The organism is Bradyrhizobium sp. USDA 4011, from assembly GCF_054063415.1.
On sequence record NZ_JBSSGG010000001.1, the window covers coordinates 3,705,165 to 3,729,082 of the forward strand.

The 23,918-nt window shown below is 64.3% G+C and carries 23 protein-coding genes and 1 tRNA gene; 13 read left to right on the plus strand and 11 right to left on the minus strand.

The window, feature by feature from the left end:
• The first annotated feature begins 49 nt into the window (after positions 1–49).
• Positions 50–742 carry a hypothetical protein gene (locus ACVW1C_RS17300; protein WP_456763106.1) on the plus strand — a complete coding sequence of 231 codons (693 nt, stop codon included), beginning with the start codon at positions 50–52 and terminating at the stop codon, positions 740–742.
• A 219-nt stretch (positions 743–961) separates the two neighbouring features.
• Here ACVW1C_RS17300 and ACVW1C_RS17305 read toward each other — a convergent pair whose 3' ends face one another.
• The 3 genes from ACVW1C_RS17305 to ACVW1C_RS17315 all read right to left on the minus strand — a co-directional run bounded on the left by ACVW1C_RS17305 (position 962) and on the right by ACVW1C_RS17315 (position 3,755).
• A complete protein-coding gene (locus ACVW1C_RS17305; RefSeq protein ID WP_456759463.1) occupies positions 962–1,735 on the minus strand; it encodes a tetratricopeptide repeat protein in 774 nt (257 codons plus the stop codon).
• A gap of 216 nt (positions 1,736–1,951) precedes the next feature.
• A tRNA-Arg gene (locus tag ACVW1C_RS17310) sits at positions 1,952–2,028 on the minus strand.
• Positions 2,029–2,249: 221 nt separating this feature from the next.
• Positions 2,250–3,755 (minus strand): flavin-containing monooxygenase, encoded by a 1,506-nt coding sequence (locus tag ACVW1C_RS17315; RefSeq protein ID WP_456759464.1) that lies wholly within the window; start codon positions 3,753–3,755, stop codon positions 2,250–2,252.
• Between the two features lie 85 nt (positions 3,756–3,840).
• Here ACVW1C_RS17315 and ACVW1C_RS17320 point away from each other — a divergent pair, with 85 nt between their 5' ends.
• From ACVW1C_RS17320 to ACVW1C_RS17330, 3 genes are all read left to right on the plus strand, one after another.
• A complete protein-coding gene (locus tag ACVW1C_RS17320) occupies positions 3,841–4,491 on the plus strand; it encodes a TetR/AcrR family transcriptional regulator (protein WP_456759465.1) in 651 nt (216 codons plus the stop codon).
• A 191-nt stretch (positions 4,492–4,682) separates the two neighbouring features.
• Entirely contained in the window at positions 4,683–5,780 is a 1,098-nt protein-coding gene (locus tag ACVW1C_RS17325) for a helix-turn-helix transcriptional regulator (protein ID WP_456759466.1), read from the plus strand.
• 215 nt (positions 5,781–5,995) lie between these two features.
• On the plus strand, positions 5,996–6,679 hold the full coding sequence (locus ACVW1C_RS17330; RefSeq protein ID WP_456763107.1) for a hypothetical protein: 684 nt from the start codon (positions 5,996–5,998) through the stop codon (positions 6,677–6,679).
• Here ACVW1C_RS17330 and ACVW1C_RS17335 read toward each other — a convergent pair.
• The 3 genes from ACVW1C_RS17335 to ACVW1C_RS17345 are packed head-to-tail and all read right to left on the minus strand — an operon-like array spanning position 6,669 to position 8,379.
• Positions 6,669–7,091, minus strand: a complete 423-nt coding sequence (locus tag ACVW1C_RS17335) for a CAP domain-containing protein (RefSeq protein WP_456759467.1) — start codon at positions 7,089–7,091, stop codon at positions 6,669–6,671. The genes ACVW1C_RS17330 and ACVW1C_RS17335 overlap by 11 nt on opposite strands.
• A 22-nt stretch (positions 7,092–7,113) precedes the next feature.
• The gene (locus ACVW1C_RS17340) at positions 7,114–7,314 is read right to left on the minus strand and encodes a hypothetical protein (RefSeq protein ID WP_456759468.1); all 201 of its coding nucleotides are present in this window, start codon (positions 7,312–7,314) and stop codon (positions 7,114–7,116) included.
• Positions 7,315–7,371: 57 nt separating this feature from the next.
• Positions 7,372–8,379: a 2-dehydropantoate 2-reductase gene (locus ACVW1C_RS17345; RefSeq protein ID WP_456759469.1), complete on the minus strand. Its 1,008-nt coding sequence runs from the start codon at positions 8,377–8,379 to the stop codon at positions 7,372–7,374.
• A 150-nt stretch (positions 8,380–8,529) separates the two neighbouring features.
• Here ACVW1C_RS17345 and ACVW1C_RS17350 point away from each other — a divergent pair, with 150 nt between their 5' ends.
• Both ACVW1C_RS17350 and ACVW1C_RS17355 read left to right on the plus strand, forming a co-directional pair.
• On the plus strand, positions 8,530–9,138 hold the full coding sequence (locus ACVW1C_RS17350) for a YidB family protein (protein WP_456759470.1): 609 nt from the start codon (positions 8,530–8,532) through the stop codon (positions 9,136–9,138).
• Positions 9,139–9,174: 36 nt separating this feature from the next.
• On the plus strand, positions 9,175–9,453 hold the full coding sequence (locus ACVW1C_RS17355) for a GlsB/YeaQ/YmgE family stress response membrane protein (protein WP_229171179.1): 279 nt from the start codon (positions 9,175–9,177) through the stop codon (positions 9,451–9,453).
• A gap of 317 nt (positions 9,454–9,770) precedes the next feature.
• Here the strand turns inward: ACVW1C_RS17355 and ACVW1C_RS17360 are convergent, their stop codons facing one another.
• The 3 genes from ACVW1C_RS17360 to ACVW1C_RS17370 form a co-directional block, all read right to left on the minus strand.
• Complete coding sequence (locus ACVW1C_RS17360; RefSeq protein WP_456756887.1) at positions 9,771–10,856, minus strand: IS5 family transposase; 1,086 nt, start codon at positions 10,854–10,856, stop codon at positions 9,771–9,773.
• A gap of 81 nt (positions 10,857–10,937) precedes the next feature.
• Positions 10,938–11,720 carry an SDR family NAD(P)-dependent oxidoreductase gene (locus tag ACVW1C_RS17365; protein ID WP_456759471.1) on the minus strand — a complete coding sequence of 261 codons (783 nt, stop codon included), beginning with the start codon at positions 11,718–11,720 and terminating at the stop codon, positions 10,938–10,940.
• A gap of 84 nt (positions 11,721–11,804) precedes the next feature.
• On the minus strand, positions 11,805–12,566 hold the full coding sequence (locus ACVW1C_RS17370) for an N-acyl homoserine lactonase family protein (protein ID WP_456759472.1): 762 nt from the start codon (positions 12,564–12,566) through the stop codon (positions 11,805–11,807).
• A 200-nt stretch (positions 12,567–12,766) separates the two neighbouring features.
• Between ACVW1C_RS17370 and ACVW1C_RS17375 the strand changes: the two genes are divergently transcribed.
• The 7 genes from ACVW1C_RS17375 (at position 12,767) to ACVW1C_RS17405 (ending at position 21,140) form a co-directional block, all read left to right on the plus strand.
• Positions 12,767–14,395: an AMP-binding protein gene (locus tag ACVW1C_RS17375; RefSeq protein ID WP_456759473.1), complete on the plus strand. Its 1,629-nt coding sequence runs from the start codon at positions 12,767–12,769 to the stop codon at positions 14,393–14,395.
• A 15-nt stretch (positions 14,396–14,410) separates the two neighbouring features.
• The gene (locus tag ACVW1C_RS17380) at positions 14,411–15,625 is read left to right on the plus strand and encodes an ABC transporter substrate-binding protein (RefSeq protein ID WP_456759474.1); all 1,215 of its coding nucleotides are present in this window, start codon (positions 14,411–14,413) and stop codon (positions 15,623–15,625) included.
• A gap of 44 nt (positions 15,626–15,669) precedes the next feature.
• The gene (locus tag ACVW1C_RS17385) at positions 15,670–16,803 is read left to right on the plus strand and encodes an NADH:flavin oxidoreductase/NADH oxidase (RefSeq protein WP_456759475.1); all 1,134 of its coding nucleotides are present in this window, start codon (positions 15,670–15,672) and stop codon (positions 16,801–16,803) included.
• Between the two features lie 2 nt (positions 16,804–16,805).
• Positions 16,806–17,657: an IclR family transcriptional regulator gene (locus ACVW1C_RS17390; RefSeq protein WP_176528578.1), complete on the plus strand. Its 852-nt coding sequence runs from the start codon at positions 16,806–16,808 to the stop codon at positions 17,655–17,657.
• 231 nt (positions 17,658–17,888) lie between these two features.
• Complete coding sequence (locus ACVW1C_RS17395; RefSeq protein ID WP_456759476.1) at positions 17,889–18,956, plus strand: acyl-CoA dehydrogenase family protein; 1,068 nt, start codon at positions 17,889–17,891, stop codon at positions 18,954–18,956.
• A gap of 18 nt (positions 18,957–18,974) precedes the next feature.
• A complete protein-coding gene (locus ACVW1C_RS17400) occupies positions 18,975–20,135 on the plus strand; it encodes an acyl-CoA dehydrogenase family protein (RefSeq protein ID WP_018269158.1) in 1,161 nt (386 codons plus the stop codon).
• Positions 20,136–20,339: 204 nt separating this feature from the next.
• Positions 20,340–21,140, plus strand: coding sequence for an enoyl-CoA hydratase/isomerase family protein (locus ACVW1C_RS17405; RefSeq protein WP_456759477.1), 801 nt, complete (start codon positions 20,340–20,342; stop codon positions 21,138–21,140).
• A gap of 224 nt (positions 21,141–21,364) precedes the next feature.
• Here ACVW1C_RS17405 and ACVW1C_RS17410 read toward each other — a convergent pair whose 3' ends face one another.
• Together ACVW1C_RS17410 and ACVW1C_RS17415 are read right to left on the minus strand one after the other, a co-directional pair.
• Positions 21,365–22,450 carry an IS4 family transposase gene (locus ACVW1C_RS17410; protein WP_456756830.1) on the minus strand — a complete coding sequence of 362 codons (1,086 nt, stop codon included), beginning with the start codon at positions 22,448–22,450 and terminating at the stop codon, positions 21,365–21,367.
• A 352-nt stretch (positions 22,451–22,802) separates the two neighbouring features.
• Entirely contained in the window at positions 22,803–23,843 is a 1,041-nt protein-coding gene (locus ACVW1C_RS17415; protein ID WP_456759367.1) for an IS110 family RNA-guided transposase, read from the minus strand.
• Positions 23,844–23,918 lie beyond the last annotated feature (75 nt).

The window sequence follows — 23,918 nt, forward strand, 5'->3', positions numbered from 1 at the left end:
AACAGTGAACGAACCAAGGGCCGAAGCCGTGTCCAACACCAACGAAGCGATGACCATCAAATTCCGCTGCCCGGCGGAGCTCGAGGGCAAGATTCCGCCACCGGTGCCCGCGTCATTGGGCCTTCCCGGATGGCTCAAGGCGATGCCGACGCAGGCCTTCAATGCGATGAGCAATCGCGAGGAGGATACCGTCAAACGCTGCCCGCCATTCGTCGATGCGATGACGTCGGGTTTCCTGATGCCGCTGGTCTGCGATCTCAAGATCGAGAATGGCGAGATCACATGGGACAACGATCTTCCATCCGGAGGCGTGCTCGAATTCCCGCGCTCGCCGGTCGGATTCCACGACGAAAGCCAGGTGATCGGCTCGCCGCTGTTCGAGCCGGACCGCTTCCTCATCAAGTTCGTCAATCTGTGGACCATCGAGGCGCCGGCGGGCTACTCGCTGTTCTTCACGCATCCGGTCAACCGGTTCGACCTGCCGTTCACCACGCTGACCGGCATGGTCGATTGCGATCAGTTTCACGACAGCTGGATTCATTTCCCGGCGCGCTGGCACGACACCAATTTCAGCGGCACCTTGCCCAAGGGCACGCCGGTTGCGCAATGCTTCCCGGTGAAGCGAGAAAACTGGGCCGCGCAGACCGCGGCGATGACGCCGGATGAAACGTCGCGCGCACAGGAACTGTCCAACAGAATGGCCCGCGAGCCTGGACTCTATCGCCGCCAGTTTCGGACGTAGAGCGAGCGGGCGTGGCCGCGTTCGGGGCGGCTCCTCCATTCGTCGTCCCTGCGCAAGCAGGGACCCACACGCCGCGGCCCGAATTGTGAACGGGACTCGTCATTCCACGATCGCACAACAATGACTAGCTGTGGTTTGCGCAGGGACGACACCGAGTGTGTTGCACCGCTTGTGAATCATACACCCACAGTCTCGCGACGTGAGTTGCCCGAGCTTTGGCTAGCTCAGAAATTTCGCGACCGCGCTCGGACGGAAGAAGAAGCGGCCATGCGATGCCATGGCCAGCGCTGACGCCGTGCGGCCGATCATTTGCGGCCTGCCGCGCAGCGCCAGACGCAGATTGGCTTCGCCGGCAGCGCGGTCGCCCATCTCCAGAAGACAGGCGGAGAAGCTGGTCCGCGTCAGCGGGTCGTCGGGGCGCTGCGCCAGCACTTGACGGTAGAGATCCGCCGCAGCCGCGTATTCGCCGTCGAGCAGCAGCACGCGCGCGAGCGCGGCCAGAATATCGGGATGTCCCGGCGCCACGGTGCGCAGCTGCTCCAGAATCTCTCGCGCGCGGCCGCGCTCATTGCGATGGGGCAGCAGCTGCGCGAGCAAGAGCAGCAACTCGACGCTGCCGGGCGCGAAAGCAAGCGCGCTCTCAATGACGGCAACCGCCTCGTCGATGCGGCCGGCCGCGCCCAATTGCCCTGCCAGCCCCTGGAATGCAGGCAGGAACGGTGGCCGCCGCGCGGCGGTTCGCCGCAACAAATCGATCGCCTCGTTGCGCCGACCGGCTCCGGCGAGCGCCGCGCCGAGCAGGGTCTCGAGGCCGGGATCCTCAACGCGGCGCGCTATCCGTTCGAGCGGCGCGATCGCCTCCTCATTGCGGTTCTGGGCCATCAGCGCCCGTGCCAGGATCGAGGCCGCGCCGACATCGGTCCGGTTTGCCTTCAACACCTCCGCCGCCAGCCGCTCGGCGTCGACGACTTGCCCCATCTGCAACGCGACCATGGCGCGTTGCAGAGCCGGGGACGGGCTGGGCCCGCGATGGGAAGGAGATGGAGGTTTCGGCATGCGGCCCGTCATGAGATGGTTTTCCCAGCCGTTATCACTGCCGCCGACGGAGCTCCAGCGAAAGTCGCAGCCGGGCCGGGAGATATCCGGACACATGGGCGTGCAGCCCGGCGCGCTCAGGGATGTCGCCAACGCGCCCGCCGGAACTGGAAATGGCGATCCCGGGAAGACTCGAACTTCCGACCTACGGTTTAGGAAACCGTCGCTCTATCCGGCTGAGCTACGGGACCGCACCGCCCGCTAGCCGAAGCATGCGGGCGCCGCCATCCCATAGCAGAGGTGCCGAATGATCGCCAGCCCGCGCCACACCAGAGCGTGTTTCGAGCGAAGTGGGCACCGGTTCGCGTGAAGAAAACGCGTCAAAACAAGAAGCTAGATCAGCGGTTCTGATCCAATCAGAACCGTTGCTCGAGGCGCGTGCGAAGTTGCGCAATGTTCGGCGCTACGCGCGTTACGCCACTTGCCGGGCCGGATTCGCGGCAGCATTCGCCGAGTTGGCCCGGCGTGCCGGCAGAAACTCGATCGCCTCATCCTTCAGCGAGCCGAAACGCAGCGTCATGATATCGAGCGCATAGTTCTGGTAGAGCCGCCACGGGCGGCGCGAGCCCTGTTTGGGGAACCTGGCGGCGGCGCGCTGGATATAGCCCGAGGAGAAATCCACCCAGGGCAGTTCGGTCACGGTCGGATCGTTCCGCCGCGGCGTCACTTGCGCGTAGCCGTTCGCCTTCATGTGGTTGAGCATGCGGCAGACATATTCGCAGGTCAGGTCGCATTTCAGCGTCCAGGACGCGTTGGTGTAACCGAACGCCGCGGCAAGGTTCGGCACGCCCGAATACATCAGCCCCTTGTAGTTCATGGTCTTCGACAGATCGACGCTCGCGCCGTCGACCTTGATCTCGAGCCCGCCGAGCACCTGCAGATCGAGGCCGGTCGCGGTCACCACGACATCGGCCTCGAGCACATTGCCGCTCTTGAGCTTGATGCCGCCGGGCGTGAAGGTCTCGATCTGGTCGGTGACGACAGACGAGCCGCCGCTGCGCAGCGATTGAAACAGATCGCCGTTCGGCACCAGGCAGAGCCGCTGGTCCCACGGATTGTAGCTCGGCGTGAAATGGGTGGCGACGTCGTAGTCGGGGCCGAGCGCATGGCGCACGCCGCCGAGGATCAGCTTCTTCACGCGCTCCGGATCGCGCTTGCAGAGCCGGTAGAAATACATGCCGAACAGCACGTTCTTCCAGCGCGTGAGGCCGTAAGCGAGTTTTGCCGGCAGCCGCGCCCGCAGCCAGTTGGCGACCTTGTCCTCGTCGGGCCGCGCCACGACATAGGTCGGCGAACGCTGCAGCATCGTGACATGCGCGGCGGTCTTGGCCATTTCCGGGACCAGCGTCACCGCGGTCGCGCCGCTGCCGATCACCACCACCTTCTTGCCGGCATAGTCGATGTCATCGGTCCACTTCTGCGGATGGACGACGCGGCCGGCGAAATCGGCGATGCCGGGGAAGTCAGGCGTGTAGCCGTGCTCATACTTGTAGTAGCCGCTGCACATGAACAGGAAGTTGCAGGTGAGACGCTCGATCGTCTGCTCCGGCCCGCGCTCCACTTCGACCGTCCATTGCGAGTCGGCCGATGACCAGTCGGCGCGCACGACGCGGTGGTTGAAGCGGATGTTCTTGTCGATGCCGTACACGCGCGCGGTCTCGCGCACATAATTCAGGATCGACGGGCCGTCGGCGATCGCCTTCGGCTCGGTCCAGGGCCGGAACGAATAGCCGAGCGTGTACATGTCGGAGTCGGAACGGATGCCGGGATAGCGAAACAGGTCCCAGGTCCCGCCGATGCAATCGCGGCCTTCGAGAATGGCGTAGCTGCGGTCCGGGCAGTTGGTCTGCAGATGATAGCCGGCACCGATGCCCGACAGCCCGGCACCCACGATCAACACGTCGAAATGAGCAGACATGCCCTGACCCTCCCGCGGCACAATTGACAATTCGTATTGTCAGATAACTTGACATCTGACAATGGCTCGTGTCAATATACTTTTCATGGCAAGCAGCCGGAAAGCCCGCCTCTATGGCGGTATGGACGCCGAGGAACGCCGCGCCGAGCGGCGGCTGAAGCTGATCGATGCGGCGATCGAGGTCTATGGCGAGGTCGGCTATCGCGGCGCCACCGTGAAGGCGATCTGCGAGGCGGCCGAGCTCACCGAACGCTATTTCTACGAATCCTTTTCCAACAGCGAAGCCCTGCTGATCGCCGCCTACAACCATGTCGTCGGCCACCTCCACGAGGAGATGACGGCTGCCGCGGCGGCCGCCGGCGGCGATGCCGAGATGAGGCTGCGCGCCGCACTGACGCTGTATTTCACCCGTTTGAAGGAGCACCCGAAGCCCGCGCGGGTCTTCCTGCTGGAGATTTCAGGCATCAGTCCGGCGGTCGATGCCGTCAAGCTCGACGCGCTGCGCGTCTTCAGCGACATCCTGGTGCCGCCGACGCCTGATCGGCAACACGGCGACAAGGCCGCCGCTGCCACGCTGCTCTCGATCGGCATGGTCGGCGCGGTCATCTCGATCGCGCTGCGCTGGGTCTCGAAGCAATATCCGCAAGCCGTCGAGGACGTCGTCGCGATCGCCGCCAGCTTCTGCCGCGTGGCGCTGACCGAGGCCGATCGCCGCCGGGATCTGCATTTGCTGTAACGGCGGGCTCGCGCCACTCGCCGATTTTCGATCATGTTTGCCAGAGTTTGCGGGCCCGGCCCTCGGGCGCGCCGCTGATTTAACTTGCATATTTGGCGGTCCGGGCTTTCTTATGCACGGTAGCGGGCGAAACAGGTCCGACCTGTTTCGTCCTGCAAAACAACAAAATCTGCACCAGGCGGAGCTGACCTTTGGTCGACGTGCACAGGCTGGACGACGTGACCGCGCGCCTTGGCGACGTCGTTCTCGATCCCGCGACCTGGCCGTCCTTCATGGACGAGGTCTGCGCGGCCGTCGGCGCGACCGGGGCTGCGATGCTTCAGAGCGATATCCGCACCGAAGACATTCCGCGCACGCAATCGATCACCGACTATTTCACCAAGACCTACTTCCCGCAGAATCTTCATCTCACCGACATTCGCGCCGCGCGTGGCGTGCCGCTGATGCTCGCCGGCACCAACGTCATCACCGATGCCGACCTGTTCGGCGGCGAAACCGAGATGCTGCGCGACCCCCTCTACACGTCGCTCGGCGAGTTCGGGCTGAAATGGTTTGCCGCTATCGGCTTCCGCTCCGGCCCTGCGTTGTGGGGATTGACGATCCAGCGCACGCCGAAGGAAGGCATGTTCGACGCCGACGAGGTCAAGGCGCTCTCGCGCGTGTCGGCGCGGCTCACCGAAGCCGCGACGCTGTCCACCGTCGTCGGCCGCTCCGCAATCACGGGCATCACCAGTGCGCTCGACCTGATTCAGGTCGCGGCGATTGCCGTCGGCCGCTTCGGCGCCGTCATCGGCATGAACGGCCAGGCGGAAGCCTGCCTCGGCCATGAACTTGCGATCCGCAACAACCGCCTCACTTTGCTCGACCGGCAGGCCAATGCCGATCTGACCAGGCTGATCGATCTGCTGGCCCACAGCTCGGACCTGCACCCGCTCCCGACATCGCCGATCGTGGTGCGCAGGATCGACAAGCGGCCGATCGTGATCCAGATGCAGCCGGTGCCTCCCGCCGCACGCTCCCCGTTCCTGGGCGCGCGCGCGATCCTGTTGATCCGCGATCTCGAGGGCAACGCCGCATTCGATCAGGCGCTGTTGGCGGCGGCGTTCGAGCTGACGCCGGCGCAGGCGCGCCTCGCCACGCGACTTGCGCGCGGTGATTCGATCGAGGCGGCCGCACGGGAAGCCGGCATTGCCCTTGCCACCGCGCGCAATCAGCTCAAGACGATTTTCCAGAAGACCGGCACGCATCGGCAGGCGGAACTCGTCGCATTGCTGCATAGAGTGAAATGAACTATTCGAGGCGAATTGTTCCAATTACCGCCGCGCCGTTGCGGCAAGAATTCTTGATACATTGCAATTGCTTACAGCGACTACTCGATCAGGCCAAAGGGCTGGTCTGCAACTTAAATGATCAGGGAAATCGTCCGGTTCCAGGTGACAAGGGTCACTAAAATGGCGACAATCTGCTCACTCTGTTTCGTTCGGATTTGGTTGCAATGTCCGTGATGCCGTCACGATCATCGACGTTGGCTGTTGCCGCTTTTGTCGCCGCGTTCGCGCTGGCGCCGTTGAGCGCGCACGCGCAATGGTGGCGCAGCGCGCCGAAGGATTTTGAGGATTGCGCCGACCTCGCCGAGAAGGCGAAGTCCAGGGAAGACAAGACCGCGCAACTCGCCGACTGCAATGCCAAGTTTGCCGGACGCCGCAAGCCCGGCGGCGGCTACACCTATTACGACTTCATGCAGGATCGCAGCTTCGACATCGCCGGCCCCAATCCGACGCCGGACGAGCAGAAGAAGATCGATCAGGAATATACCGGCTATCTCGAGAAGGAGCGCCGATCGAGCATCGTCGCGGCGTTCAATGCCAAGCAGCTCGAGCGCCAGGAAAAGCAGCAAGCGCGCCCGCCGCAGCTTCAGCAGGCGTCACTGCACAGCGAGCCATTGCACAGCGAGCCAGTGCACAGCGAGCCGGCGAAAGTCCCGGTCCCGGTCGCACGCCCGGTCAAGCCGCGCGTTGCTGGCGCCCCGCTTCCCAGGGTGCGCCCGCAGGCGGCGAGTTGCGTGAAGGGCACGTTCTCCTGCGAATGGCCGAGGCTTTCCGAAGGATTGGACGGCCTGAAGAAACTTTTCACGCCGGCATCGCCGCCGCCGACCAAGGTTGCGAAGCGAACCGACGTCAATCGGTAATCACCATCGCCCAGAACCTGCGGTACGGCGACTTCGGATTGTTGACGAAGGCCACCCCCACGCGCTTCGCGCCCGGCATCAAGAGATTCTCGCGATGCCCCGCCGAGTTCTCCCACTGCTTCAGCATCTCGGCGAAGGCGATGAAGCCGGCTCCGATATTTTCGGCGGCGCGCTGCTTCTTCAGCGGCGCGATGCGGGTGAAGAAGCTGCCGCCCGCGGAGTGGCTGACCGATCCGGTCGCCGACATCGCCTGCGCCTGCTTCAGCGCCATCGCGTTCAGCTTCGCGTCGAGCTTCACCGCGGGCATATGGTTGGCGCGCCGGTAGGCACTGATCGAACCGGCATAGTCGGCGGCGTCTGCAGCCGTAGCGATGCCGAGCACGAAGGCGAGCGCGAGGAACAGCAGCTTCATCTGAGGTCTTCTCTGCAAGGGATCAGTGCGCGCGACCGCGCTTGTGGTGTCGAGGCGTAACCGGTTTGCGCGCAGGCCGAACCGATTGGCTCGCCGCCGCCGCGCGTTGCTCCTGTAAACGCGCATCATAGCCCGGCGAAGGTGTCACGGTCGGCGGCGCCGCGCGCACCGGGCCGGAGCCAAGGGCAACAAGCGTGAGCAGCATGATGCAGGATCGTTTCATGACGTCACCTCCTCGGTTATCCGAACGCTACGCCGGACGATCGTCGGCGCTCCACGGTCAGCGGCCATCGCGAATCTGCTCCGGCGTCAGCCCCGGCGAGCCCTTGCCGTCGGCCTCCGCCTTGCGGATCAGCGCGATGACGCGGCGCGACAGCGGAGCCTCCAGCCCGCGGCGATCCGCGATCGTGGTAATCACGCCCTGCAGATAGTCGATCTCGGTACGCCGCCCACGCTGCAGATCCTCCCACATCGAGGAGCGCGCTTCGGGATCGATCTTCATGGTGCGGCCGAGCAGCACGTCGAACAGCCCGTCCGGCAGCCGCAACAATGTCGGCATCCAGCTCGAAGGCAGCGGCGTCGGCGACACCGGCACAATCCCTTCGGCGCGAATCGCGGCCAAACCCTCGGCCATCTGGTCGGCGAACAACCGTCGCCAGCCGCGCTGTGCGAGCTGCTGCCGCAGCGGAATGTTGGACAGCGCATTGAGCGCGTTGTTGAGATTGACGATCAGCTTGCCCCACTGCACGCCGTCGATGTTGGCGGTGCCGTTCATCGCAAGGCCCGGCACCGAGAGCCGCGCCGCGGTGCCGGCATCATCCCGCGCGATCACGATGTCGCCGGAGGTCGAGCGATGGAAGCGGCCATCGCCGAGCGCGACCACATTGAACGGCACCATGCCGCCGAGCACCTTGCGGCCCGACAGGCGGTCACGCAGCAGCGGCACATTGCCGACACCGTTCTGCAGGCTGATCACCGCGGCATCGGCAGCTGCGTGGCGTGCGATCAATTCGGCGATCTCGGCGGTATCGGCGCTTTTCACCGTCACCAGCACCGTCTGAACGTCGCGCAGGATCGACGGATCGTCGGACAGAATGAGCCGGTCCGCGGATACCGTCCGCTCCGAGCCGTCGAAACTGCTGACCCGCAAGCCGTTGCCTGCGATCTCCTCGATCAACCGCGGCCGCGCCAGCAGCGCGACGCGGCGGCCGGACGCAGCCAGCATGCCGCCGACGAAGCAACCGATGCTTCCGGCGCCCGCGATGCCGATCGGCCGGTCCGCGTTCATCTGGCTAAACGTCCATTCATCAGGGCTCGATAGCAGACCTTGGGTTGCCTGCCTATTTCCACGCGCCGCCGTCCGGGTGGACTGCCTTGTAACCGTCATGGCCCGCAGCTATGTTTCCGGCTCGGGGCACGGTTGCGGCAGGAGACGATCATGGGTCTACTCGACGTACTCAACGGCATGCAGAACGGGCCCCGCGGTCCGAGCGCGCCAAGCACACCATCCGACAGCTCCAGCAGCGGCGGCAGCGGAATGTCACCGATGACCATGGCCATCCTGGCGTTGCTCGCCTGGAAGGCGGTCAAGCACTTCACCGGCGGCCAGCCGGGCGCGACCCCCCCTCAGCCGACACCGGCGCAGGCGCCGTCACTGCCCGGCAATGTCACCGCGAACCTGCCCGGCGGCGCCGGTGGTGGCGGGCTCGGTGATCTGCTCAAGGGCGGCCTTGGCGGCCTGCTTGCCGGCGGCGCAGCCGGCACCGTGCTCAGCGGCGGCCTCGGCGACCTGCTCAACCAATTGCAGCAGAAGGGCCATGGCGACGCGGCCAATTCCTGGGTCAGCAACGGCCCCAACAAGCAGATCGCCCCCGGAGATCTCGCCAACGCGCTCGGCGCCGACCAGATCGACTCGCTGGCGTCGCAGAGCGGCATGTCGCGCGACCAATTGCTGCAGGGCCTGAGCCAGTATCTACCCGAGGCGATCAATCATCTGACGCCGGACGGCCGGCTGCCGAGCGGTGACGAGCTGAACCGCCGGCTTTAGCGCCAGCGTTGATTCCATCTGAGGAGGACGACAGTCATGGGCGGCATCATCTGGGTCATCATCGTCGGCTTTGTCGCGGGGATCATCGCGCGGCTCCTGTCGCCGGGACCGAATAATCCAAGCGGCTTTATTCTCACCACCGTGCTCGGCATCGCCGGCGCGTTTCTCGCGACCTTCATCGGCCAGGCCATCGGCCATTACGGTCCTGAACAAGGCGCCGGCTTCATCACCGCCACGATCGGCGCGCTGGTAGTCCTGTTCATCTGGAACCGGCTGGTCGCGGCGCGCGTGATCCCGGATTTGGGAAACAAGTAAAGCCAGCCGCGGTAGTGGTTCGAATTCAAAATGCCCGGGCCAGGCCCGGGCATTTTCGTTTCTGCAACCACTCCGACGACGTGGATGGCTAGAGCATTTTCGGTTCTGATTGAATCAGAACCGAAGCTCTAGATTCTTGTTTTGACGCGTTTTCTTCACGCGAACCGGTGTCCACTTCGCTCGAAAACGCTCTAGCAGTCTGCTGAAAAACCTTGAAATGGAGAGCTTTCTTGTTGTTGCGGCCGTTGTTGGGTCGGCGCGGTGGAGTTGGTTATAGTTTTCCAGGCTGGTGTTGGGTGTACCCTGACGCGGGGTGGCTAGGCGGCAAGCAGTTTGGGAATGCGGATCAGGTTATAGGCGATCAGATTGAGCAGGAAATCGGCGGCGACGCGGCCGATGCCACGATGTTTGGTCTTGCGCATGGTGCCGTGCTGCTTGCCCCATCCGAAGATGCACTCGACCATCGCCCGGCGTGATTGCGACATGCCATATCCCGGATGCCGCGTGGTTCGTTCGTCGATGGCGCTGTTGCGGGTCTTGCCGGTTTTGGTGACGGCCTGGTTCTGCGTCACATGCGGCGTCACGCCGATGGCGCGAAGATTGGCGACATGATCGACGGTATCGTACGCCTTGTCCTCACCGGCGGTGATACGGCGGCCTGCGGCTTTGCGTCTCGCCCTCAGCATGGTCTCCGAAGCCCGGCGTTCGGCGGTGCCATCGGCATGTGTGACCCTGCCGGCCACCGCCAGCCCATGCCGATTCTCCATGGTGACGTGGCCCATATAGCAAAGCTTGGCCTCCCGTCCGGCCGCCTTGCGATAAAGCCTGCTGTCCGGATCGCTGGTGCTCGCATGGGTGTCGTTCTTGCGCTTCTGGCCGTGGAAGTTGGCGCCGTCCTCATCGTCGCCGCTGCCGTCCTTGGGGCGAAAGCTCTTCTGTGAAGCCCAGGCTTCGATCAGCGTTCCATCCACCGAGAAGTGCTCGTCCGACAGCAGCGGTTTGACCTGCGGATGGTTCAGAAGCCTGGTCATGAACTTCGTGAACACATCGCCGTTCTGCAGCCGCTCCCGGTTCTTGGTGAAGGTGGTCGGGTCCCACACCGGATCGTCCGGCGACAGTCCCACGAACCAGCGGTACAAAAGATTGTAGTCCAGTTGCTCCATCAACTGGCGTTCCGAGCGGATGCCGTAGAACACCTGCAGCAGCAAGGCGCTCAACAATTGCTCTGGAGGGATCGAAGGGCGTCCCTCGCTGGCGTAGAGCCTCCCAAGGCTGCGGTTCAAATCACTCAAAACGTCCCGGACAAGTTCCCGAACCTGCCGCAGCGGATGGTTCGCTGGCACACGCTTATCCGGCGCAATGTACGAAAACAGGCCGCCCTGATCCGTAAACCTGCCGCGCATCATCATCTCCACCGAATCGAGATGATAAAGTGAATCATCAAGCCCCCTCCGTGGCGAGGGGTTCTTCAGCAGACTGCTAGCTCACTGAATGAGATGCATGCCGGCGTCCATGCGAACGAATTCGCCGGTCATGTTGCTCGACGCCGGGCTTGCCAGGAAGCAGACGAGATTGGCGATATCTTCGGCTGTTGACGCGACCTTCAGCGGCACCCGCGCGATTACGGCATCACGCACCTGCTTCGCGCCATCCTCGCCGCGGCCCTTGGTGAACCACGGCGTATCGATATAGCCCGGGCACACCGTGTTGACACGGATCAAGGGCGCCAGCGCGCGCGCCAGCGACTGCGTCATGGTGTTGAGCGCGCCCTTGCTCGCGGCATAGGCCACTGACGAGCCGCCGCCGGAAATGCCGGCGATCGAGGAGACGTTGACCACCGCCGAGGGACGGCCGGAGGCCTTTGCGCCGGCCTCGAGCAGAGCGCGCGCAGCACGGACCATCTGGAACGGGCCGATGGTGTTGACGGCATAGATGCGCTGGAAATCCTCGGCCGTCAGGCCGTCGAGATCGTGATGCGGCACATGCTTCGTGGTGCCGGCATTGTTGACGAGCACGTCGAGGCGGCCCCAGCCTGCTGCTGCGGCCGCGATCTTCTTGCAGTCCTCATCGCGCGAGACGTCGCCCTGCACCACCAGCACCTCGGCACCCTGCTTGCGGCAGGCTTCCGCGGTCGCTTCGGCTTCCGCCTTGCTGTTGGAATAGTTGATGATGAGGCGCGCGCCCGGCGTGGCGAGAATTTGCGCGGTGGCGGCGCCGAGTCCCGATGCCGATCCCGTCACGATCGCGCACAAACCATCCTTGGACATCTGCATTTTCCTTGTTGTTTTGAGCCAGATGAACTCCGGCGGTAGCTTACCATATCGCGCGGCACAGTATCTGCAAACCGCGCCTCACATATACGCGTTCGGCCCCTTTTGCAGGCTGGCCCACTGCGCCTCGTCATGACCGCAGATGATCTTGACGCCTGACGCCTCGAGCTTCGCGATCTCGTCGAGCGATCTCAGGAACTGATCGACGTCGAGGCTGTTTCGCGGCGAGACCCGCTGGTCGAGATTGGCGCGCACGCTGAGCGAATCGGAGGCGAGCAAATATTCGCCGCTCCGGTCCAGCTTGACCAGCGCGCCGGTCGTACCCTTCGAATGTCCCGGCAAGGGGATCAGCGTCAGTTTGCCGTCGCCGAACACATCCATCTGCTTATCGAAGATTTCCATCTTCAGCGGATGATCCCAATCCGCCTTGATATATCCGCGATCGAACGCGTTGTCGGCATTCGCGGCCTCGATCTCGAGCGCGTGGACGAAGATCGTCGCCTTCTTGAAGAAGGCGTTGCAGCCGCAATGATCGGTGTGCAGGTGAGAGCAGATCACCACATCGATGTCGTCGGGGCCAAGGCCGACGGCCTTCAGGCTCGTCAGCACATGATCGTCTGCCGGCATGAGCGGGCGCATGTATTTGGCGAGCGTGCCGAGCCGCCCTTCGGGATCGGTCGCGACATCGGGATGGCATCCGGTGTCGAACAGCACGTTGCCCTGCGTGTGCCGCAACAGCACGCAGGACACCGGAAGCTCGATCATCTCGCCGCGCGGCGCATCAGGCAGATAGGTCCGCTTCGACATCTGCAGACGGCCGCCCGACAACATGTGCATCTTCATCTCGCGACCCCCGTCTTTGGTTTCAAACTACGTATGAGTTTTATGGAAACTCATAATCAATTTGACAGCATATTATTCGTCCTTATAGCTTCCGCGCAACGTCGCGATCGCATGACAAGTGCGCTCAACGAAGCACCCGGCTCTTTCGGATCGGCATCGTTGACATCGACCAGCGGCCGTCAAAGGGAAGTTTCGCCACCATGTACACCGTGTTCAGCACGTTCGCTGCGACATCAGATGCTGCGGCGTTCAGACCCTTCCTCTGCATTCCCGCCCGTCCCGGCCGCGCATACTTTCCCGACGGCGTCGAACTGTCCTATGGCGACATCGCGCGGCAGGTCTGCGCATTGCGCGATCGATACCGCGCATCCGGCTTCGGTCACGGACACCGCGCCTGTCTGCTGCTGGAGAACCGGCCCGACTTCATCGTGCATTGGCTGGCGCTCAACGGCCTCGGCGTCTCGATCGTTCCGATCAACCCGGCCTATCGCGCGGCGGAAATCGAATATCTGTTCGCGCATGCCGAGCCCGATCTGATCGTGACGCTGGCCGATCGGAGGGAATTGCAGAAGGCGTTGACCGGCGATGTTCCGCTGCTCACCGTCTCCGCTGACGACCTCGGCGCGAGCGTGACGCAAATTCCGCGTGCCATGCGCGCGCCACCGCGCGCCGGCGAGCCAGGCAGCGAGAGCGAGGCGGCGCTGCTCTACACCTCAGGCACCACGGCGCGTCCGAAGGGCTGCATCCTGACCAACGAATACGTGGTCTCGACCGGCCGCTGGTACGTCAGCCACGGCGGCGAGGCGACCTATCATGCCGGAACGGAGCGCCTCTACAGCCCGCTGCCGCTGTTCCACATGGCCGGCCTGACGCTGACGCCGATCGCGATGATGCTGACCGGCGGCTGCCTGATCCTGCCGGAGCGCTTCAACGCGAAATCGGCCTGGCGCGACATCGTCTCCTGCCGCGCAACCGTGCTGCACTATCTCGGCGTGATCGTCGCGGCCCTGCTTGCCCAGCCGGAGACGCCGGACGAGAAAGCGCATGCGCTGCGCTTCTCGATGGGCGTCGGCGCCAACCCCGAGCAACGCGCGCGGGCCCGCGAGCGCTTCGGCATCCCCTTCGTCGAGGGCTGGGGCATGACGGAGACCGGACGCAGCCCCTTCAACACGGTCGAGCCGCGCCATCCCGAGACCAACACGATCGGCCGCAGCGTGCCCGGCCTCGAAATGACCGTCCTCGATGCCGACGACAACGCGGTGCCGCCGGGCACGGTCGGCGAACTCTGCGTGCGTCATTCGGAAGCGACGCCACGGCGCGGCTTCTTCGCGGGCTATCTCAGGGATCCCGAGGCCACCGAGCAAGCCTGGCGCGGCGGCTGGTTTCACACCGGCGACAGTGCCTGGCAGCACGATGACGGCGCGTTCGTATTCGTCGATCGGCTGAAGCACCTGGTGCGGCGTGCAGGCGAGAACATCTCCGCCGCCGAGGTCGAGGCAGTGCTAACGACGTCGCCGTTGGTCAAGCAGGCGGCGGTCGTTGCCGCGCGCGATCCGATCCGCGACGAAGAGGTTGCGGCCTTCATCGTGATCAACGATGGCGCCGCCGCTTCGCGCGTGCTCGCGCAGGAGATCTTCCATTTCTGCCGCGAGCGCCTCGCGCCATTCAAGCTGCCGGCGTGGATCGCCTTCGTCACCGACCTGCCGCTGACCTCGACCAACAAGATCCAGAAGCACGTGCTGCTCGGCGCGGACCGGGACCCGCTGTCGCATCCGGGCATGATCGACCTGCGGCAAGAAAAAACCAACGCCATAAGGCAATCGAACTAGAGGAAACGAACGACAATGAGATCGACCTACGGATGGATTGCCGCGAGCGCCGCAATCCTCTCGGCCGCCTTCGCCGCCCCATCCCGCGCGCAAATTTCCGACGACATGGTCAAGATCGGCGTGCTGACCGATCAGGCCGGGCTCTATGCGGACGCTGCCGGTCCCGGAGCGGTCGAAGCGGTCCGGATGGCGATCGCGGATTTCGGCGGCAAGGCGTTGGGCAAGCCGATCACAATGGTCGATGCCGACCATCAGAACAAGGCTGATATCGGCGCCGGTATCGCGCGGCGCTGGTACGAGCAGGAGAATGTCGACGTCATCGTCGACTTCGCCAATTCCGCTGTCGCCTTCGCGGTGCTCGAACTCACCAAGCAGAAGAACAAGGCGATGCTGGTGTCATCGGCCGGCTCCTCCGATCTGACCGGAAAGGGCTGCTCGGTGAATTCGGTACAATGGACCTACAACACCTATGCGCTCGCCAACAGCACGGTGCGGGCGCTGGCCAAATCGGGCGCCAAGAGCTGGTATTTCGTCACGGTCGACTACGCTTTCGGCCACGCGTTGCGCAACGACGCCGCCAAGACCGTGGAGAAAGTCGGCGGCACGATCGCCGGCGAGGTGCGGCACCCGCTCAGCAGCATGGATTTCTCGTCCTATCTGCTGCAGGCCCAGAGCTCGAAGGCGGACGTGATCGCCTTTGCCAACACCGGCGGTGATCTCGCCAATTCGATCCGGCAGGCGCAGGAATTCGGGCTGGCGCAGCAGCAGAAGCTGGCAGCCTTCCTGATGCAGACCAGCGACATTCACGCGATCGGCTTGCAGGCCGCCCAGGGTTTGCAGCTGGCGACCGCGTTCTATTGGGATCTCGACGACAAGACCCGCGATTTCGCCGCGCGCTTCATGGCCAAGACCAACAAGCGGCCGACCATGGTGCAGGCCGGGCTCTACTCCGCGGTCATGAACTATCTCAAGGCGGTCGAGAAGTCCGGCACCGACGACGGCTCCAAGGTGATCGCGCAGATGAAGGACATGCCGATCGATGACTTCTTTGCCCGCAATGCCTTCCTGCGCGAGGACGGCCAGCTGATCCACGACATGTATCTCGTGCAGGTGAAATCGCCGGCGGAGTCCAAGGGCGCCTGGGACTACGAGAAGCTGGTTCAGGTGATCCCGGGCAAGGAGGCATTTGCGACGCCCGAGGAGAGCGCATGCCCGCTGCTCAAGAAATGATTGCCCGCACGAATCCGCAAACCACAAGCAAGGCTGGACATCGTATGACCGAACTGCCGCTGCTCTTCACCCCGCTGCAACTCCGCGACCTCGAACTGAAGAACCGGATCATGGTCTCGCCGATGGCAACCTATTCGGCGCGAGACGGGCGCGCCACCGATTGGCACACCGCCCATATCGGCAAGCTCGCCGCCGGCGGCGCCGGTCTCGTGTTCGTCGAGCAAAGCTCGGTGAACGTCCAGGGACGCATCACCCATGGCTGCCTCGGCATCTGGGATGATACGCACATCGCGGACCACGCCGCCCTCGCCGCGCTGATCCACAGCTTCAACGCCAAGGCCGCGATCCAGATCGCGCATGGCGGCCGCAAGGGCTCGGCGCAGCGGCCGTGGGAAGGCGGCAATCCGCTCGGCGAGGCCGATATCAAGGCGCGTGGCGAAGGCCCGTGGCAGATCGCGGCCTCGAGCGGCATTCCGTTCGACGACGGCTGGCCGGCACCGCAGATGCTGACTTCAGAGCAGATCGATGCCCTGGTCGACGACTACCGCCAGGCGTTTCGCCGCGCCAGAGCCGCCGGTTACGACGTCATCGAGCTGCACTGCGCGCACGGCTATTTGATGCACTCATTCCTGTCGCCGCTCGCCAACAACCGCAACGACGAGTATGGCGGGTCGCGCGAAAATCGCATGCGCCTGCCGCTGCGGATCGCTGCGATCATGCGCGAGGAATGGCCGGATCACCTGCCGGCCTTTGTCCGCATCTCGTCGGTCGACGGCGTCGACATCGGCTGGTCGATCGAGGACTCGATCGCATTTGCCACCGAGCTGAAGGCGATCGGGATCGACATGGTCGATTGCTCATCGGGCGGCATGAAGCTGCCGCGCGGCAATTCGCTGGTGTCACGAACGCCGGGCTTCCAGGTGCCGTTCGCCGAGCGGATCCAGAAGGAAGCGGGCATGCCGACGGTCGCCGTCGGACTGATCCGCGAGCCGGACTACGCAGAAGCCATTTTGCGGGACGGCAAGGCGACGCTTATTGCACTCGGCCGCGAACTGCTGTGGAATCCGAACTGGCCCGCGCAGACGGCACTCGCGCTCGGATGCGATCCCGAGTGGGCAAGCTGGCCCGAGCAATATGGCTGGTGGCTGAAGCGGCGGGTGGCGCAGCAGGGACGATAGCGATGCCGGTGGCGAAGAAAGATGCAGCGAAAGCCGGCGCGGCCGCCGGCCCGCGATCTTTCGACGGCCCCGATTTCCCCGGCGATACTTCGCGCGACCTGCCGAAGATGGACAATGCGGTCAAGTCGGCGCGGCGGGTGTTCGACGTGCTCGAATTCTTCGAGGAGCACCAGCGCGCAGCTTCCGCCATCGAGGTCGCGGCCGCGCTCAAATTCCCGCAGTCCAGCACCTCGGCGCTGATGCGGACGATGACCGCCTTCGGCTATCTGCATTACGACACCAGCCGCCGCACTTATATCCCGACGCCGCGGATCTCGATGCTGGGGCACTGGCTGAGCCCGGCGCTGTTCACGCGGGGACGTCTGATCAATCTGATGAACGAACTCTCCGAGAAAACCGGGGAGACCATCATGCTCGCCGTGCGCAACGGGCTCAGCGCGCAATATGTCCATATCGTTCAGGCCAGACTGCCGATGCGGCTCTATGTCAAGGCCGGAACGCTGCGCCCGCTGGCGCGATCCGCATCGGGTTACGCGCTGCTGTCGGCCTATCCGGACAAGGAGGTGCGCCGCCTGGTGCGCCTGATCAACGCCAACGAGCCGCGACCCGATCGGCAGATCGACATCAAGGCCCTGCTGCTGGAGCTGAAGAAGGTCCGTGCCAAGGGGCATGCCTTCTCGCTCGGCCTGGTCACGCCGGGCGCGGGCGCCGTTGCCATGAACTTGCCGCCATCAGCGGAATCGAACGAGCCGCTGGTGCTGTGCGTGGCCGGACTGAACGACGCGCTGGTCACCCAGGAGACCGAGTTCGCCGACCTGATGCGGAAGGCGATCGAGTTTCATCTGGCGGACTGAATGAGATGTCACCGACCCATCTGCGGCCGCGCGTGGCATACAAACCAAGGTGGTCGAAAGTTCACTATGCGGAATTCGTGCGCCCGGTCCGGCTTCATGCCGTCCGCGCAAGTGGCCCTGCGGGCAACGCTTGTCACGGCTATGGCTTTTCCGCATCATTGAGCGCAAGACAACATCGCACGCAGGCCCTGCCGAACGGCCGGACCCAAGCCAATCAACACGAGGAACGCTGTGGCGGAGAGTGAGAACATCGTCGCCGAGACCGCGGAAAAGATTTTCGCCGATCTCGCGGATGCCCAGACCATCAATCACGACAAGACGGGCGCATGGAAGGCGCCGCTGTGGCAGGCGCTGACCGAAGCCGGCCTGCCGCTGTCCTGGGTGCCCGACGATCTCGGCGGTTCCGGCGCCAGTCTCGCGGAAGGTTTCAGCGTCCTCAACGTCGCCGGGCGGCACGCCATCGCTGTTCCGCTGGCCGAAACAATGCTGGCTGGGTGGCTGCTGACGCAAGGCAAGATAACCTCCCCGGAAGGCGAGATGACCGTGCTGCCGGCGAGCCCGAAGGACCGCGTCACGGTCGGCGCCGACGGCTCGCTCTCGGGCCGCGCCCGCAGCGTGCCGTTCGCCAAGGACGCAAAACATTTCGCCGTGCTGGCGAGCGACAATGGCGGCCTCTCGATCGCGCTGGTCGATGCCGCGAAGTGCCGGATCGAATCCGGCATCGGACTTGGCGGCGATCACAACGACACCGTCACGCTCGACAAGGTGCAGCCCGTCACGACCCGGCCGGCGCCCAAGGGCTTTGACCAGACCACGCTGATGCTGATGGGCGGCGTGGTGCGCTCGCTGCAGATCGCAGGCGCGCTGGAATCGATGCTCGACATTTCCGTGCGCTATTCCAACGAACGCGTCGCCTTCGAGAAGAAGATCTCCAAGTTCCAGGCGGTGCAGCACAACCTCGCCCGTCTCGCCGGCGAGTCCGCCGCGGCGCTGGCTGCCGCGACTTCCGCCGCTGACACCATCGCGAGCGCGACCTCGCTCGACAATGACGCCGTGTTCCTCGAAGCCGCCTCGGCAAAAATCCGCTGCTCGGAAGCGGCCGAGAAGGGCAGCGGCATCGCCCACCAGGTGCACGGCGCGATCGGCTTCACCATCGAGCACATCCTGCACCGCTATTCGCTGCGCGCCTTGGCGTGGCGCGATGATTTCGGCTCGGAGAGCTACTGGGCGGTGGAGCTCGGCAAGCTCGTCGCCGAGCGTGGCGCCGATGAATTGTGGCCGCTGGTGGCCTCGCGCTGAGATCAGGACAGAGACATCATGACCGCAGCCCTTCGTTTCGATCCGATCCGCCTGCCGGAAAAGTGCGAGCAGCTCCGCAAGGAAGTGCGCGCCTTCCTCGCCGAGGAAATCGCCGCCGGCACCTTCGATCCCCACGCGCCGAACCGCGAGGACAATGACGCGCCGGAATTCTCCCGCCGCGTCGGCGCCAAGGGCTGGCTCGGCATGACCTGGCCGAAGAAATATGGCGGTCAGGAACGCTCGTTCCTCGAGCGTTATGTCGTGACCGAGGAGATGCGGGTGGCGAACGCGCCAACCCGGCGCTTCTTCGTCGCCGACCGCCAGAGCGGCCCGGTGTTGCTGAAATACGCGCCCGAGCACATCAAGATGGACATCCTGCCGCGGATCTGCCGCGGCGAGGTCTGCTTCGCGATCGGCATGAGCGAGCCGAACTCCGGCTCCGACCTGTTCGCGGCAAAGACCCGTGCGACCAAGACCGACGGCGGCTATCTGATCAACGGCACCAAGATCTGGACCTCGTCGGCGCACATCGCCGACTACATGATCGCGATCTTCCGCACCTCGCCGCCGACCAAGGAAAACCGCCGCCACGGCCTGACCCAGTTCCTGGTCAAGATGAAGCAGCCGGGTATCCAGGTGAATCCGATCGGCCAGATCACCGGCCAGTTCGAGTTCAACGAGGTGGTATTCACCGATTACTTCGTGCCCGACGATCACGTGCTGGGCGAAGTCGACGGCGCCTGGAAGCAGGCGACGTCCGAGCTCGCCTATGAACGCTCCGGTCCCGAGCGCTTCCTCGAAACCTATTACGTGCTCACGGAGCTCGTGCGCGCGGTCGGCAAGAATCCGGATACCCGCAGCGCCGAGGGCATCGGCCGGCTGGTGGCGCAGGTGCACACCATGCGCCGCATGTCGGTGTCGGTCGCCGGCATGCTGCAGGCCGGCAAGGAGCCGGTGGTGGAGGCCTCCATCGTAAAGGACATCGGTACGGTGTGGGAGCAACAGCTGCCGCATCGGGTCCGCGATCTCGCGGCCTTCGTCGAGGAGACCGCGACCAACCGCGAGACGCTGGAAAAGCAGCTCGACTTCGCCATCAAGACCGCGCCCAAGCTGACGATCCAGGGCGGCACCACCGAGGTGCTGCGCGGCATCATCGCCCGCGGGCTCGGTCTGCGCTGACCGTCAATGGGACCGATGATCTCACCGCAAGCTCTTGCACCTCTCCCATCGGGAGAGGTCGGCGCACAGCGCCGGGTGAGGGATCACGGTCCCTCGATCGAGCACAACCCCTCACCCGATTTGCTGGCGCAAATCGACCTCTCCCCTTGGGAGAGGTGACTCGCTTTCGCGCCGAGAGATTGAAGCCCTTACTGGAGACAACAGATGACCAAGTATACTGATATCGGCGTCGAGACCCATGGCCATGTCGGCCTGATCGAAATTCGCAAACCGCCGTTGAACTTCTTCGACGTCGCGCTGATCAACCAGATCGCCGACGCGCTGGAGGAGTTCGACAACAATATCGAGATCCGCGCCTCGGTGCTCGCAGCCCAGGGCAAGGCGTTCTGCGCCGGCGCCAATTTCGGCGACCCGGCCCGCCAGGAGCAGGAGGAGCGCGCCAAGAGCGATCCGGCTTCCAACCTGCCGATCAACCATCTCTATGTTCAGGCGGTGCGCATCTTCCGCAATAAGAAGCCGATCGTCGCGGCGATCCACGGCGCCGCGATCGGCGGCGGCCTCGGCCTTGCGGTGTCCGCCGACTTCCGCATCGCCTGCCCGGAAGCGCGCTTCGCGGCGAACTTCACCAAGCTCGGCTTCCATCCGGGCTTCGGCCTGACCACCACGCTGCCGGAACTGATCGGCAAGAACAATGCGGAGCTGATGTTCTACACCAGCCGCCGTGTCACCGGCGAAGAGGCCTATCGCTGGGGTCTCGCCAACGTGCTGGTGCCGCAGGACCAGGTGCGGGCCGAGGCCATGAAGCTCGCGCAGGAGATCGCCGAATGCTCGCCGCTCGGCCTGGTCTCGACCCGCGCCACCATGCGCGCCGGGCTCGCCGACCGCGTGCTCGCCGCGACCAACCATGAGCTGGAGGAGCAGACCAAGCTGCGCGCGACCGAGGACTTCAAGGAAGGCGTCAAGGCCACCGCCGAACGCCGCGTCGCCAACTTCAAGGGGCGGTGAGGGCCGCGCGCCGCTCTCTCCACGGGTCGTCCCGGCGAAGGCCCATAGGCGCTAAGATAGTTTGATCATTGCCTGATAGCGGCGCTTGCGTCTGGGGGGCTCGCGCAGATGTCGCCGGAGAGCACGGCTTGCTCTGCGCAGACAAGCGATCGTGGGTTGGGGAATGACGGCTTGGAGCAATGAGGCGATGAGCTGACGTAGCAGGCGCCATGCGGAAGGTCCGGTCAGGCGGCTTCGTCCAAGCGGGGAGAGTCCTCGAGTTCGTCGACCAACGGCTCGAGCAGTAGAGTGATCAGCAGGTGAGCGAGGATATGGGGTTTAGCGGACCGCTGGTCAGTTCCGGGAGGTCCCTTCAAGCCAATCAAGCTCTTCAGCCGCTTGAAGCCGAGCTCAATCCGCCATCGCAACCGGTAGAGGGCAATGACGTCAGCAGCCGTGAAGTCCTCGCCCTTGAGCGAGGTCGCCAGGATTACCCAATCTGCGGCCTCAAGCGTTTGCCTGGAGAGTTGATGGCCTCCCTTCTGGGCTGTCCTGCGTGCCTTGCGTCGCGCCTCCGCGGCCGCATGCGCCGGCTTTTTGACCGCGACCAAGCGCACAGCAAGCGGTTGCGCACCGGACTTGCGCTCTATCCAGATCGGTCGATCGATCATGCCGCCTGCCAAGGCCTTGCGCAGCTCTGCGATGAGATCGACAAGGTTGCCGTTGCGATCCAGCCAACGCGCGCTCTTCCAGCCCGCGCGGATCACGAAGTCCGCGCCGGCATCGACCAGATGCGCCATGCGCTCTGGTTGCAGGTAGGCACGGTCGGCAAGACGGATCTCGCCGGCAGTCACGGGTATCCGATCCAGTGTCTCGCCTGCGCCCTCATCGGTCAGCTCGAAGTGCCCAAAGCGCTCTTGCGGAAGATCGAACGCACTGTGGATACGCCACACTGCGTTGTTTTGCCTGCCCTCGGTTCCGGCTTTGGGGACCGTCGTGGCGTCAACGATGCGGATCAGCCGACCGCGGCTTGCCTTCGGCGCACCACTCGCAAGTGCCTGACCTATCAGTTGCGCCAGCCAATCTCCGGACTGACGCAAGCGATACAACAGAGCCACGTTGGAGATGTCGACAAGGCCCACCGACGTCGCCCACGCCGCCGTCAGCCGCAAACCCCGCGTGCCCAGACAATACGCAAGGATCAGCCGCAGCAAATCAACCGCATTGGTGATCTCGCGCGGACGAACAAACGCCTTCGTCTCGCGCGCGCCAACCTCCAGAGCCTCAGCCCCACCAAGCCGAGCAACAACACGCGCCCAGTCTTCGTTCACAAGCGATTCGTGTCTCATCCCTTCTTGGAATCACATACAAATTCAACGCGCAAATCCTATTTTAGCGCCTATGGGCGAAGGCCGGGACCCATATGTGGACGGCCCCCGTGGCACAAGAGCTTTCTGGGATTGATCGGATCGCTTGCATCCATATGTCCGGCCTGTTGAGTGCGATCGAATGAATCGCTGGCCAAGATGGTTTGCGCGATGCGAGTTCCAAACAACCACGCGACCTGTTGACGGCCGATGGGTCCCACGGATTGTCTCGCATCGTTGCTCGATCGATCGCTCCATCTGCTCTTGCAGCTCCGGTCGGTCGGTCGGCGAGCGAGCCCGCCGGCCGGCCAATCTGTTAAGCGGTACCCGTCGTAGCGGCATTCAGCCGTGCGGCGTCATAACTCTCACCCGTCACCATCAGCTTCCAGGCGATGCGCGCCACCTTGTTGGCAAGCGCTACGGCCGCAAGCTTCGGCGGCTTGCGCTTGATCAGCGCCAGTAGCCAGCGCGAGTGATGACCGCGTCCGCGCCTGGCCTGCTGGATCACCGCCGTGGCCCCGACGACCAGCAGACGGCGCAGGTCCTCATCGCCCGCCCGCGTGATCTTGCCAAGCCTGGTCTTGCCTGCGGTGGAGTGGTCCTTGGGCGTGAGGCCGAGCCAAGCCGCAAAGTGACGACCTGAGCGGAACGCGGCCGGATCAGGTGTCTTCATCACCAGCATCGTTGCAATGATCGGACCGATCGACGGAATCTGCGCCAGGCGCCGGCCCGTGGCATCGCCGCGGTGCCAGGCCATCAGCTTGGCCTCAACCGCCTCCAACTCGTCCTCGAGCCTGACGCACTCCCGGCCCAGCATGGCAAACAGCTCGCGCGCCAGAGCGGGAAGCGTCTCGTCCTGCGCGATCCGCGCCAGCAGCGGTTCGATCGCCTCCAGCCCCTTGGGCGCGATCAGGCCATACTCCGCCGCATGGCCGCGGATCGTGTTGGTCAATTGGGTGCGCCGGGCGATCAGTCCGTCGCGGACCCCCATCAGCATCAGCGCAGCCTGCTGCTCGGCGCTTTTCACCGGCACAAAGCGCATGCTCGGCCGGCTCATCGCCTCACACAGGCCTTCTGCGTCTCGCCCGTCATTCTTGTTCCGCATCACGTAGGGCTTCACCAATTGCGGTGCCATCAGCTTCACCTCATGGCCCAGCCTGGAAAGCTCTCGCGCCCAATATTGCGACGCCCCGCAGGCCTCCATCCCGATCACCGTCGGCGGCAATTTGGCGAAGAACTCCAGCACGAGTTTGCGCGAAAGCTTCTTGCGTAAGACCGGCTGCTCGGACGCATCAACCCCATGCAGCACAAAAATATGCTTCGACGTATCCATCCCAATGCGGATAATCTGGTTCACGGACGGCTCCCATGTCTGAGATTTGCAACAACCTCATTCTGGCACACTGATGCCGTAGGGGGCCGTCCACACCAT